The sequence below is a fragment of the Flavobacterium sp. PL02 genome (assembly GCF_035013205.1).
Taxonomy (GTDB): Bacteria; Bacteroidota; Bacteroidia; order Flavobacteriales; family Flavobacteriaceae; genus Flavobacterium.
The window spans coordinates 499466-512608 of sequence record NZ_JAYGJP010000002.1; the positions used below are offsets into that span (position 1 = coordinate 499466).

At 35.2% G+C, this 13143-nt stretch carries 10 protein-coding genes and 1 riboswitch; all 10 genes read right to left on the minus strand.

The window, feature by feature from the left end:
* Nucleotides 1-26: 26 nt before the first annotated feature.
* Entirely contained in the window at nt 27-2702 is a 2676-nt protein-coding gene (gene metH / locus SHI72_RS10190; RefSeq protein ID WP_323489898.1) for a methionine synthase, read from the minus strand.
* 257 nt (nt 2703-2959) lie between these two features.
* On the minus strand, nt 2960-3409 hold the full coding sequence (locus tag SHI72_RS10195) for a hypothetical protein (protein WP_039112452.1): 450 nt from the start codon (nt 3407-3409) through the stop codon (nt 2960-2962).
* Between the two features lie 108 nt (nt 3410-3517).
* Nucleotides 3518-4519 carry a homocysteine S-methyltransferase family protein gene (locus SHI72_RS10200; protein WP_039116916.1) on the minus strand — a complete coding sequence of 334 codons (1002 nt, stop codon included), beginning with the start codon at nt 4517-4519 and terminating at the stop codon, nt 3518-3520.
* Between the two features lie 267 nt (nt 4520-4786).
* Nucleotides 4787-4899: riboswitch (SAM riboswitch) on the minus strand.
* 432 nt (nt 4900-5331) lie between these two features.
* A complete protein-coding gene (locus SHI72_RS10205; RefSeq protein ID WP_039112562.1) occupies nt 5332-6384 on the minus strand; it encodes an NAD(P)/FAD-dependent oxidoreductase in 1053 nt (350 codons plus the stop codon).
* Nucleotides 6385-6487: 103 nt separating this feature from the next.
* The gene (locus tag SHI72_RS10210; RefSeq protein ID WP_039112454.1) at nt 6488-7066 is read right to left on the minus strand and encodes a precorrin-2 dehydrogenase/sirohydrochlorin ferrochelatase family protein; all 579 of its coding nucleotides are present in this window, start codon (nt 7064-7066) and stop codon (nt 6488-6490) included.
* On the minus strand, nt 7066-7842 hold the full coding sequence (gene cobA / locus SHI72_RS10215) for a uroporphyrinogen-III C-methyltransferase (protein WP_323489899.1): 777 nt from the start codon (nt 7840-7842) through the stop codon (nt 7066-7068). The genes SHI72_RS10210 and cobA overlap by 1 nt, the downstream gene beginning before the upstream one ends.
* Nucleotides 7835-9925 (minus strand): nitrite reductase, encoded by a 2091-nt coding sequence (locus tag SHI72_RS10220; RefSeq protein ID WP_323489900.1) that lies wholly within the window; start codon nt 9923-9925, stop codon nt 7835-7837. Before SHI72_RS10220 ends, cobA begins: the two co-directional genes overlap by 8 nt.
* A 114-nt stretch (nt 9926-10039) precedes the next feature.
* Nucleotides 10040-11284 carry a sulfate adenylyltransferase subunit 1 gene (locus SHI72_RS10225; protein WP_039112457.1) on the minus strand — a complete coding sequence of 415 codons (1245 nt, stop codon included), beginning with the start codon at nt 11282-11284 and terminating at the stop codon, nt 10040-10042.
* 122 nt (nt 11285-11406) lie between these two features.
* The gene (cysD, locus tag SHI72_RS10230) at nt 11407-12306 is read right to left on the minus strand and encodes a sulfate adenylyltransferase subunit CysD (RefSeq protein ID WP_035619812.1); all 900 of its coding nucleotides are present in this window, start codon (nt 12304-12306) and stop codon (nt 11407-11409) included.
* A gap of 109 nt (nt 12307-12415) precedes the next feature.
* Nucleotides 12416-13126 carry a phosphoadenylyl-sulfate reductase gene (locus tag SHI72_RS10235; protein ID WP_323489901.1) on the minus strand — a complete coding sequence of 237 codons (711 nt, stop codon included), beginning with the start codon at nt 13124-13126 and terminating at the stop codon, nt 12416-12418.
* Nucleotides 13127-13143: the final 17 nt, after the last annotated feature.

Here is a 13143-nt window from a genome sequence, read left to right on the forward strand (position 1 = left end):
CCAAAAACTATCAACCATCAACCAAATTAATCTGCTATATTAGGATTTAACCATTTCATAGCTTTATCTGTCGAAATACTTCGGCGTTTGGCGTAATCTACAACTTGGTCTTCTTTTATTTTTCCGAGTCCAAAATATTTACTTTTCGGATTTCCAAAATAATATCCTGAAACCGAAGATGCTGGCCACATCGCCATACTTTCGGTAAGGGTTACTCCTATTTCTTCTTCTACATTTAGTAATTTCCAGATTGTTGGCTTTTCTAAATGGTCTGGACAAGCAGGATATCCTGGCGCTGGACGAATTCCTTTATAATTTTCTTCGATTAAATCTTCTGTCGATAATGATTCGTCTACGTCATAACCCCAAAAATCTTTACGTACTTTTTCATGTAGATATTCGGCGAAAGCCTCTGCAAAACGGTCGGCTAATGCTTTTACCATGATCGAATTGTAATCGTCAAGATCTTTTTCAAATTCGGCAGCCCATTCGTCTACACCAAAACCGGTTGTTACACAAAATGCACCAATATAATCGGTAATTCCGCTGTCTTTTGGCAATATAAAATCCGACAAAGCAATGTTTGGTGCGCCTTTTGTTTTTTGTGATTGCTGACGAAGCGTTAAGAATTTCTCCAGAACTTTTCCGTTTTCATCACGCAATTCGATATCGTCATCATCTACCTGATTCGCAGGGAAAATTCCGTAAATACCTTTTGCAGTTAGCTTTTTCTCTGCCAAAATTACTTTCAGCATGTCCTGTGCATCTGCAAAAACCGAAGTTGCTTGTTCTCCAACTACCTCATCGGTTAAAATCGCTGGGTATTTCCCGAACAATTCCCATGTTCTAAAAAATGGTGTCCAGTCGATATACGGTACCAGAACGTCCAACTCTACTTCGATTACTTTTGCTCCAATAAATTTTGGTTTGGTTGGCGTGTATTCTGCCCAATCCAATTGTAATTTATTTTTACGCGCTTGCTCAATCGTCAGGAAGTTTTTATCTCTCGAACGATTCAAAAATGTCTCTCTAAACGCATCATAATCAGCACGAATATCGCTTGCATATATTTTACGGTTATGATCTAATAAGTTTCCTGCAACCGTAACGGCACGCGAAGCATCGTTTACGTGAATTACAGTTTCTCTATATTGTGGTGCAATTTTCACGGCAGTATGTGCACGCGAAGTCGTTGCTCCACCAATCATAATCGGGATTTTAATTCCTTGTTTGTCTAGTTCTTTTGCCAAATACACCATTTCGTCAAGCGAAGGTGTAATCAGTCCGCTTAGACCAATAATATCAACATTATGTTCTATCGCGGCAGCAATAATTTTTTCTGGAGGCACCATAACACCAAGATCTACAATCTCGTAATTGTTACAAGCCAATACTACAGAAACGATATTTTTACCAATATCATGAACGTCACCTTTTACAGTTGCCATCAATATTTTACCATTCCCTTGTTTGTCTCCAGCTTGTTTGCTAGCTTCAATATAAGGCAATAAATATGCTACGGCTTTTTTCATTACACGCGCTGATTTTACTACTTGTGGCAAGAACATTTTTCCGCTTCCGAATAAATCTCCTACGACATTCATTCCTGTCATCAAATTGATTTCGATAACTTCAATAGGTTTTACAGCTGCTAGACGCGCTTCTTCGACATCTATTTCTATAAAAGCATCAATACCTTTTACCAATGAATGTGTAATACGCTCCTGAACTGTTCCTAAACGCCATTCCTGAATCGCTTTTTCATCTGATTTTACTTCACCTTTTACATTCTCTGCAAAATCTAAAAGTCTTTCAGTTGCATCGTCACGTCTGTTAAGGATTACATCTTCTACGTGTTCTAATAAATCTTTAGGGATATCATCATAAATCGAAAGCATCTCTGGATTTACGATTCCCATTGTCATTCCGTTCTGAATTGCGTGGTATAAAAACACCGAGTGCATTGCTTCACGAACGTGATCATTTCCTCTAAAAGAGAATGAAACGTTACTTACTCCACCACTAATATGCGCGTGTGGCAAGTTCTCACGAACCCATTTTGTACCTCTAAAAAAGTCCAAAGCATTTAAGCGATGTTCTTCCATTCCGGTTGCAACAGGGAAAATATTTAAATCGAAAATAATATCCTGCGGAGGAAATCCAACTTTATCAACCAAAATATCATACGAACGCTGACAAATTTCGACTCTACGTTCAAAATTATCTGCCTGACCTACTTCATCAAAAGCCATGATAATAGCCGCAGCTCCGTAACGTTTGATTAGTTTGGCGTGGTGAATAAAGGCTTCTTCTCCTTCTTTTAACGAAATCGAGTTTACAACACTTTTTCCTTGTACTACTTTAAGACCCGCTTCGATGATTTCCCATTTCGAACTGTCGATCATAATCGGCACTCTCGAAATATCGGGTTCTGATGCTATTAAATTCAGGAATTTTGTCATTGCCTGAACACCATCAAGCATTCCTTCATCCATATTTATATCGATGATCTGCGCTCCACCTTCTACTTGTTGTCTTGCAACATCAAGTGCCTCATCATACTTCTCTTCCTTGATTAGGCGAAGGAATTTTCTTGAACCCGTAACATTTGTACGTTCACCAATATTTACAAAAACACTGTTAGGCGTAATAATCAACGGTTCTAATCCTGCTAATACAAGGTCTCTTCTATTTTCTGCCATTTCTTTTTAAGTTACTAAGATTCTAAGTTGCTTAGATTCTGAGTTTTTTTTATTCTATTTTTATAAGGTTCTAAGACCTTTCATCTCTATAATCTTATTTTGGGCGTGTTTCGCCGCGGCGAATCGGGCTATCCGTTCTTAGTCCTCGCACTTCCTTCGTCAGGCTGTGGGCTATCCACTTCTATCCCTCACGCAAATTCGGTTTCATAAGACATTTATGTTTCCCGAAATTTCAATTTTAATCTACAATTTAAAGATCATTTCCATTTTGACCCTTCTATATATTTACAGGTTACACCTCCATCGTATGTATAATATTTCACTTTAGTAAAACCTGCTTTTACAAGTGAAATAGAATCAGGTTTTAATTCTTCTTTCAAAATAATATAGTGTCCTTTTTCAGGATTATCTAAATCATATTTCACTTTATAAAACTTGTTTACAAGGTTATAATCAACAATAGAAGCCCCTCCCAAAATCTTTTTTTTGCCCGAATAAAAACAATATCTTAAATATTGGGATTTACCCGATTGTTTAATTCTTAATGTAAGCCCTATTGTTTCCCCTTTAAATGTCTTTCTATATCTATGCTCATCATTTCTATGAGCATTCTTAAATAAAAAATGTACTGTTGAAATTATTATTACAGCTATAAAAATTCGCAATAACAATTTCAGAGAATTTGCGACTTCTTTATTTTCAATCATTTCTTTTAATTTTCAACGAAATAAATTCCGTTGCTACAAATATGTCGTTCCTCTGGAACTTTTATTCTCAATTCAACCTACAAGGTTTAAAAACCTTGCAGGAAAATGTTATTCAAACACCGGCGCCACACGTGGCTTATAATCTTTTGCTATTTCAGCAATTAACTTAATATGTTCCGGCGTTGTTCCGCAACAACCTCCGATGATGTTGATTAAATTATCTTCTAAATATTCTTTGATGAATGCCTGTGTTTGTTCTGGTGTTTCGTCATATTGTCCGAATGCATTTGGTAAACCTGCATTTGGGTGCGCCGAAACATTAAAACTTGTATGTTGTGCTAATGTTTTAAGGTACGGCTTTAACAAATCGGCTCCAAGAGCACAATTAAATCCTACACTTAACAACGGAATATGTGATACCGAAATCAAGAATGCTTCAACAGTTTGCCCTGAAAGTGTTCTTCCTGATGCATCGGTAATTGTTCCCGAAACCATGATTGGAATTTCGATATTACGTTCTTCTTTTACTTCTTCGATCGCAAAAAGTGCTGCTTTGGCATTTAATGTATCAAAGATGGTTTCTACCAACAGTAAATCGCAGCCACCATCCATTAAGGCTTCTACTTGTTGTTTGTAGGCAATACGTAAATCATCAAACGTTACGGCTCTGTAACCCGGATCGTTTACATCGGGTGACATACTTGCTGTACGGTTTGTTGGCCCAATTGAACCGGCTACGAAACGTGGTTTGTCAGGATTTTTAGCTGTAAATTCATCGGCTACTTCTCGTGCTAATTTAGCCGACTCGTAGTTTAATTCGTAAACGTACTCTTCCAGGAAATAATCGGCCATACCGATTGTTGTTCCCGAGAATGTGTTCGTCTCTACGATGTCGGCACCCGCTTCATAGTAAGCGGCGTGGACATCGCGAATTGCTTGTGGTTGTGTTATGGATAGTAAATCGTTGTTTCCTTTTAAGGGATGTGGAAAGTCTTTGAAGCGTTCTCCACGAAAATCTTCTTCGGAAAAATTATAGCGTTGCAACATTGTTCCCATTGCTCCATCGAGCACGAGTATGTTTTTTTTAATTGCTTCTTGAATTGTTGACATGTTTTTTCTTTTCTTGCAATGACGCTAAGGCGCAAAGCTTTTATTAAATATTACCAAAAATTCAATATCATAGCCTTTTAGCCCCGAGTGCAGCGGTATCCTTTTTTTCTGGTCCCGAAGCCTCGGGATAGAAAAAAAGATATAGCGGAAAGCGGGAATGTTTTGGGCAAAAATGCGCCAATAATTCGCTTCTGATACTGAAATTTTATTCAGTTAATATCGATAAGTTTGTCAAGAAAAGTTTTGAGAAATACATTGCTGTATTATGTGTTATCTATCTTTAATACAGTAAATGTATAAAGTAGAATGTAGCACCTTCTTTATGATAAAGGGTTGCTAAGGTTTCAATGGGTCTATCCCTCCGCCTTTCGTGATAACTTTCAATAAATATATGAACAGTGCAAAGTAAACACATAGCGCTAACAATTGCAAGTGTTTTTTAAAGATTCTGAGGAACTAAGTTACTAAGGGTTTTAGGGTTGACGTTTAGCATCAAAAAATTAAGAATAAATTCTAGTAAATTTAAAGATAATTAACATTCTTATACACCTGAAATTCTATTATTATCAATTTATAGCCCGCGGTTTCAACCGTGGGATACGGATCGTGATTATATATTGTGTTCCAGTGGTTGAAACCACTGGCTATGTTTTTAAATTATTCCCAAATGTTCTGAAAGATATGAATGTGTAATAAAACGAAATTGCCCTATATTATTAAAAAAAATAAAGCTCAAACTTGATAACAAGTTTGAGCTTTATATATAAAAATCTTAGTCCCTTAGAAACTTAGCTTCTTAGAGGCTTAAAAAATTAAACTATTGCTTTAACAACAGCTTTTGGAGCTTCTTTACGAGTTCCATCAAATCCGTCTACTCCTGAAACGGTAGTATATTTAAGCACGTATTTTTTTCCTGGATTGATAATTTGGTATGCTGCCTGACACATAAGTGTTGCTTCGTGGAATCCGCAAAGAATCAATTTTAATTTTCCTGGGTAAGTATTAACGTCTCCAATAGCAAAGATTCCCGGAATATTAGTTTGATAATCTAATGCGTTATTTACTTTAATCGCATTTTTCTCGATTTCTAATCCCCAGTCTCCGATTGGTCCTAACTTTGGTGTTAATCCGAAAAGTGGAATAAAATAATCGGTTTCGATTTTACGGTGTGCTCCGTTTTCTTCGATATCTAATGATTCAATATGCTCTGCACCATTGATTCCGATAACTTCTGCTGGTGTAATTAATTTAATTTTTCCAGCTGTTTTTAATTCTTGTACTTTTTCTACAGAATCTAAAGCTCCTCTAAATTCGTTTCTGCGGTGAATTAGAGTTACTTCTGAAGCTACATTAGAAAGGAATATACTCCAGTCTAAAGCTGAATCTCCTCCTCCTGCAATTACAACTCTTTTATCTCTGAATTTTTCTGGATTCTTGATGAAGTATTTTACTCCTTTATTTTCATAAAACTCGATATCTTCAATAAGTGGCTTACGTGGCTCAAAACTTCCTAAACCTCCTGCAATAGCTACAACTGCTGCATGAATTTTTGTTCCTTTATTTGAGGTTACAATAAAACTTCCGTCTTCTTGTTTATCTATTGTTTCAGCACGTTCTCCTAATGTAAAACCTGGTTCGAATTGCTTTATTTGCTCCATTAAGTTATCTACCAAATCTCCTGCTAATACTTCTGGAAATCCAGGGATATCATAGATAGGTTTCTTAGGATATAATTCTGAAAGTTGCCCTCCTACTTGAGGTAAAGCATCTAGTATATGGCATTTTAATTTTAACAATCCTGCCTCAAAAACGGCAAATAAACCAGTTGGACCAGCTCCTATTATAAGTATGTCTGTTTTAATCATTTTATTGTTGTTTATAATCATTCTTAATAAATACAAAGAAACAAATAATTTACACTATTTTCAATGATTTTTATCATTCATTTCTTCCTTTGTCCAAAAAAAATTACTGTGTATTTTTTAGTGAAGCAGTAATCTCATTCATTTTTTTAACCTTATCTTCAAAATTCCCCTTTAAGGTTTTTCGATATTCGTTAAGGTTTTCTACCATCTGGTTGATATCTTCGGGAATTATTTCTTCGAAAAATTCTCGTAGCCTTTTGGCAGTGGTCGGTGATTTACCATTTGTCGAAATGGCAATTTTTACATTTCCTTTGGTTACGATTCCACCTAAGTAATAATCACATAATTCGGGGGTATCGGCAATATTACATATGAGATATCTTTCTGTAGATAAATCGTATATTCTTTTGTTAACCAATAAATCGTCGGTACAGGCAATAACCATATGCCTCCTTTTAAGCATTTTCTTTTTGAACTTTGCCTTTGTTAGCGTTAGATTATACTTCTCTGCCAAGATTTCTATCTCTGGTAAAAAAGTGGTTGCAACAACCTCAACATTGGCATTAGGACTTGATTTTAATAAAAAGGAAAGCTTCTCTAATCCCACATTTCCACCGCCTACAATAAGTACATTAAGCTTATGCAGTTTTAAAAAAATGGGATACAATTCGTTTCTTTCCATTATAATCGTATTTGGCTTGATACAAATTCTTCGTAAAATCCTTTTAATTTGGTACTTTCTCTAACTACTTCTCCAATGATAATAATAGCTGGTGAACCTAGTTTGTTTTCTGCAGCGATTTCTTGGATTGTATTTATCGTTCCTACTCCTACTTTTTCCTCTGGCGTTGTACCGTTTTGAATAATCGCTATCGGTGTTTCTCCTTTTGATTCTTTTTGAAACAAAGCAACTATTTGCGATAATTTACTCATCCCCATCAGGATAACTACTGTTGCAGAAGATTGTGCTGCAAGAGCTACATCTGATGATAATTTTCTATCGGAAGTTGTTCCTGTAATTGCCCAAAAACTCTCTGAAACTCCTCTTTTGGTTATTGAAATTCCCTGATAAGCAGGAACTGCAATTACCGATGAGATTCCGGGTACTACAAAAGTAGGAATTCCAAAACTCTCTACGTATTCTATTTCTTCGCTTCCACGACCAAATACAAATGGGTCTCCACCTTTTAGTCGCACTACATTTCCGTAAGTTAATGCGTTATCAACTATCAATTGATTTATCTGGTCTTGTGTGTAAGCATGATTCCCTACTCGCTTGCCAACAAAAATTCGGATTGCACTTTTAGGTGCATATTCTAAAATTTCTTCATTTGCCAAAGCATCGTACAAAACCACATTTGCCTCAGCAAGTGCTTTTACACCTTTTAAAGTCATCAAATCTGGATCGCCCGGACCTGCTCCGACTAAAGTTACTTTGGGTTTTACTGTATTAAGCATTAGCTAAATCTTTGGCTCTATATTTTTCTATTGTATCAAAAAAAGCAATTCCTTCTTGGATATATTGTTTTGCAAATGCCTCTGAAGGTTCTACTTTATTGATTTGGTATACCAATTCTTTAAAAGTTGTTGGCAATTCAATTTTAGAAGTTACTACAAAAACAGTATCAAACAAATCAACAATTCCTGCGTGATTATTTGTTTTTTCATCTTCTGAAAGTAATAATGCTTTAGCACCATTTACAAATCCTGCATATGCATGGTAAATAGCATCAGACCATTTATTTTCGTCGAATGATTCTTGTGCAAACGTTAATTTGTCTTTAGCTTCTAATAATAAAGTAGCAACTAAATCGATAACAACACCAGCACATTCTCCTACTCCAACTGCTTTTACATAGTTGTCGGCATTACCCCAATCTACAAAATCAGCTTCGGTTAAATTGGTTACATCTGCAAAAGGTTTTAAGATTTCATAGAAATATTTCTCTCCTTTTAAGTCGTAATAATTCAGGAATTTTTCTCCGTTTGCATTGGCATCAAAGTCATTTAAGATAGTACGCAAAGCATCTGGTCCTCTACGGCTTGGAATCTTAATTACTTTATCGGCAAAACGTCCTGCTCCATTTCCTAATTTTCCTCCTCCCAATAAAACTTGTAACGCTGGTGCTACTAATTTTCCTGAGTTAATTGACATTCCCTGAAACCCGATTGCTGACATATTGTGTTGCCCACAAGCATTCATACAACCACTAATTTTTATTTCGATTTCATGGTTATTGCTATACTGAGGATATTCAGCATTTAATACTTTTTCTAGTTCTTCAGCAATTCCGGTACTACTTGCAATCCCAAGATTACAAGTATCTGTACCCGGACAAGCTGTAATATCGGCAGTAGAATTATACCCTAGATTTACAAAACCTAATTTGGCTAATTCCTGATAAAAGAAGGGCAGATTCTCTTCTTTTACGTGACGTATTACAATATTTTGACGCAATGAAAAACGTAATTCATTTGCTGCATAATTCTTAATCAAATCAGCTAATAATCTTGCTTTATCGGTGTAAAAATCTCCTAATAAAACTTTGATTCCGATAGCATAATATCCTTCTTGTTTTTGAGCAATTACGTTTGATTTTTTCCAAGCTTCATACCCTTTAGTATCTTCAATAGTAACCGCTGGAACTGGTAATAATGTTTCTGGAATTGGCGCTTCAAAAGCTGTTGTATCTATTTCGTAAGTTTCAAAAGCAATTGCTTTTTTCTCTTGTTCAACCAAATCCATAAAGGTATCTCTTCCTATTTCTTTGATTAAAAACTTCAAACGTGCTTTCATTCTTTTTGCACGTTCTCCGTATCTGTCAAAAATACGAATTACACCTTCTGCCGTTGGAATGATTTGGTTTGCAGGTACAAATTCCGAAAGTAATTCGGCATGTGCTGGTTGTGAACCTAATCCTCCTCCTAACATTATTTTAAAACCACGAATGCCATCTACAACTTTTGGAATAAATCCTAAATCGTGTAAGTAACTCAAAGCAGTATCTTCATCTGATGATGAGAACGAAATTTTAAATTTACGTCCCATTTCCTGACAAATAGGATTTCTTAACAAGTACTGAAACAAAGCGTGTGCATAAGGCGAAACATCAAAAGGTTCGTTTACATCTACACCCGCCAATTCGCTTGCTGTAATATTACGAACGGTGTTTCCACAAGCTTCACGCAAGGTAACATCGTCTTTGGCTAAATTTGCCCAAAGTTCTGGAGTTCTGTCTAAACTTACATAGTGAATCTGAATGTCCTGACGTGTTGTAATATGTAAACGCCCTGTAGAATATTCATCAGAAACTTTAGTAATACGCACTAATTGCTCGCTGGTAACTTTACCAAAAGGCAATTTAATACGAATCATTTGAACGCCTTCCTGACGTTGCCCGTAGATTCCACGTGCTAAACGAAGACTACGAAAACGTTCATCATCAATTTTTCCTCCACGGAATAAATGAATCTTTTTTTCTAAATCGATAATCTCTTTCTGAACTATCGGATTTTCTATTTCTGTTCTAAAACTTTCCATTTCTTTTTAATGCTTTAGGCTTTAGGCAATAAGCTGTAGGCTTTCTTGCGTACCTTGTTATACGTTTTTTGCTAAAAGCTTACAGCCTAAAGCTTATTGCTTACAGCAGTGAAACTATCTAATGAATCCTACTCCTGCAGTTGTATTTGTTGCGGTATCAATAAGGATAAAAGCTCCGTTTGATTTATTGTCATTGTAAGCATCAAAATATAAAGGCTTGCTTAATTTAATACTTACTTCACCAATTTCGTTTATTGCTAATTGAGTTGCTGGTGTTGTTCCTGAGTAATCGGTTGCAATTGTATTCTTGATACTTTCTACTTTTGCCAAAACTCTGTTTGTATTATGCTGAACGATATATTTTGTTCCCGGAACTAACTTTTTAGAATCCATCCAACAAACTGTTGTTGTGATATCTTTTTCTATTTTAGGAAGTTCTGTTGATTTTACAATCATATCTCCTCTGGTAACATTGATATCATTTTCTAATTCAATTGTGATTGATGAACCTGCAATTGCTTCGTCGAATTGTTTATCAAAAAAATGAATGTTCTTTACTTTAGATTCTGTTAATGAAGGTAAAACTGTTACTGCATCTCCTACTTTAATTGAGTTTCCGTATAATTTACCTGCATATCCTCTAAAATCATGATACTCTTCGGTCTTTGGACGAATAACTGTTTGAACTGGAAAACGTGCTTGTCCTTTTTCAAAAACATCTGTTGGCTCTAAAGCTTCTAAATGCTCCAAAACAGTTTGTCCATCGTACCAAGGCATATCTTTAGATTGATCAACTACGTTTCCACCGTTGATTGCACTTAACGGAATGTAGCTTACGTTTTGCTCCTTGAAAGTACTTTTGGCGTTTAAAGCCTGAAAATCGGCTTTGATTTTATTATAAACTTCTTCAGAATAATCAACTAAATCCATTTTGTTAATCGCTACAATTACCTCTTTTACTCTCAATAAATTATTGATAAAAAAGTGACGGTATGTTTGCTCAATTACTCCTTTTCGAGCATCAATCAAAATGATTGAAACTTGCGAAGTCGAAGCTCCTGTAACCATGTTACGTGTGTACTCAACGTGACCTGGAGTATCGGCAATAATGTAACTTTTCTTTGCTGTCGAAAAATAAATGTGAGCTACGTCAATCGTGATTCCTTGTTCTCTTTCTGCTACTAATCCGTCAGTTGCAAGTGAAAAATCTAAGTAATCATATCCTTTTAATTTACTGCTTTTTTCTATTGCTTCGATTTTATCTGTAGTCAATGATTTTGTATCATACAACAATCTCCCGATTAAAGTACTCTTTCCGTCATCTACACTTCCTGCTGTTGCTATTTTTAAAACTTCCATCTTGTATATTGTTTCAGGTTTAAATTTTTGTTTAAAGTTTAAAGTTGATTCTCTTTGAACTAAAGTTTAAATCTGTATGTTTTTGTTTTTTTAATTATCAATTGTCAATTATTAATTATCAATTAAAAGTATCCTTGTTGTTTTCTTTTCTCCATTGCTGCTTCAGAACGTTTATCATCGATTCTGGCACCTCTTTCAGAAATTGTAGATGTTCTGATTTCTCCAACTACTTCTTTAATTGTTGCTGCATACGATTCAACGGCTGCTGTACAACTCATATCTCCAACGGTTCTGAAGCGAACAATTCTTTCTTCGATTTGTTCATCTTCTTCCTGATACACATAAGGAGAATGTGACCAGATTAATCCATCTCTCAAGAAAACTTTACGTTTGTGTGAAAAATAAATAGATGGAATTTCAATTTTTTCTTGTTCGATATAACTCCATACATCCAATTCTGTCCAGTTTGAAATTGGAAAAACACGTACGTTTTGTCCATTTTCTATTTTTCCGTTCAAAATATCAAACAACTCTGGACGTTGGTTTTTCTCATCCCATTGACCGAAATCATCACGAACTGAGAAAATACGTTCTTTAGCTCTTGCTTTTTCTTCATCTCTACGCGCACCACCAATACAAGCATCAAACTTAAATTCTTCGATAGCATCTAGTAGTGTTGTAGTTTGTAAGCTGTTTCTACTAGAATATTTTCCAGTTTCTTCTACAACTTTTCCTTCGTCGATAGCATCCTGTACATTTCTTACGATTAATTCTAATCCTAACTCTGCAACCAATTTATCTCTAAATTCTATCGTTTCAGGAAAATTGTGTCCTGTATCAACGTGCAATAGTGGAAAAGGAATTTTCGCAGGAAAGAATGCTTTTTGTGCTAAACGCACTAAAGTAATCGAATCTTTACCTCCTGAAAAAAGTAAAACCGGTTTATCAAATTGAGAAATTACCTCTCTAAAAATGTATATCGCTTCACTCTCTAAAGCATTTGTTTTTAATACTGAACTCATTGTTTTTTTGTTTCAAAGTTTAAAGTTTAAAGTTTAAGGTTTTGATCACCTCATCTAAAAACTCATAACCATTATTGTTTTTTATTCTATTCTCTTGCCTCTAGGCTCTCTATTCTTTCTTAGCGCTATGCAAACCACATTCTTTATGGCTCGATTCCCACCACCATCTTCCGGCTCTAATATCTTCGTCTGGCAAAATTGCTCTCGTACATGGCGCACATCCTATACTTACAAAGCCTTTTTTATGTAATGCGTTTTGAGGTACGTTGTGTTCTTGTAAATAATTCTCAACTTCTTGTAATGACCATTTTAATAATGGATTGAATTTTATTATTTCGAAGTTTGCATCGTATTCAAACAATTGCAAATCATTTCTGTTTTCCGATTGTTCGGCTCTTAAACCTGTAATCCAAACTGCATTTCCTGACAAGGCTTTTCTTAATGGAACTACTTTACGGATAAAACAACATTCTTTCCTATTCTCTACCGAATCATAAAAACTATTCGGTCCTTTTTCTCTCAATAAACTCTCTACTGCAGTTGCTTCTGGAAAATAAACTTCGATATGTTTTTTATATTTTTTTAATGTTCTATGAAAAACATCGTATGTTTCCTGAAACAATCTACCTGTATCTAATGTAAAAATGGTAATTGCGATATTATTTTTAGCAATAAAATCGGTTATAACCTGATCTTCCTGACCAAATGAAGTCGAGAAAACGACTTTGTCTTTGTATTCATTAGCCAAAAATTCTAATGTTTCTTCCAGAGAAAAATCTTTTGTTTTAGCTAATAAAGATGTAATATTTGTTGTGCTCATATTCTTGATATTTCTAA

What these genes read in the sequence shown, in the direction of transcription:
- SHI72_RS10225 (WP_039112457.1), bottom strand. Translation starts at nt 11,284, where the DNA reads ATGGAAGTTTTAAAAATAGCAACAGCAGGAAGTGTAGATGACGGAAAG.
- metH (WP_323489898.1), bottom strand. Translation starts at nt 2,702, where the DNA reads ATGGCAGAAAATAGAAGAGACCTTGTATTAGCAGGATTAGAACCGTTG.
- SHI72_RS10195 (WP_039112452.1), bottom strand. Translation starts at nt 3,409, where the DNA reads ATGATTGAAAATAAAGAAGTCGCAAATTCTCTGAAATTGTTATTGCGA.
- SHI72_RS10205 (WP_039112562.1), bottom strand. Translation starts at nt 6,384, where the DNA reads ATGATTAAAACAGACATACTTATAATAGGAGCTGGTCCAACTGGTTTA.
- SHI72_RS10210 (WP_039112454.1), bottom strand. Translation starts at nt 7,066, where the DNA reads ATGGAAAGAAACGAATTGTATCCCATTTTTTTAAAACTGCATAAGCTT.
- cysD (WP_035619812.1), bottom strand. Translation starts at nt 12,306, where the DNA reads ATGAGTTCAGTATTAAAAACAAATGCTTTAGAGAGTGAAGCGATATAC.
- SHI72_RS10235 (WP_323489901.1), bottom strand. Translation starts at nt 13,126, where the DNA reads ATGAGCACAACAAATATTACATCTTTATTAGCTAAAACAAAAGATTTT.
- SHI72_RS10220 (WP_323489900.1), bottom strand. Translation starts at nt 9,925, where the DNA reads ATGGAAAGTTTTAGAACAGAAATAGAAAATCCGATAGTTCAGAAAGAG.
- cobA (WP_323489899.1), bottom strand. Translation starts at nt 7,842, where the DNA reads ATGCTTAATACAGTAAAACCCAAAGTAACTTTAGTCGGAGCAGGTCCG.
- SHI72_RS10200 (WP_039116916.1), bottom strand. Translation starts at nt 4,519, where the DNA reads ATGTCAACAATTCAAGAAGCAATTAAAAAAAACATACTCGTGCTCGAT.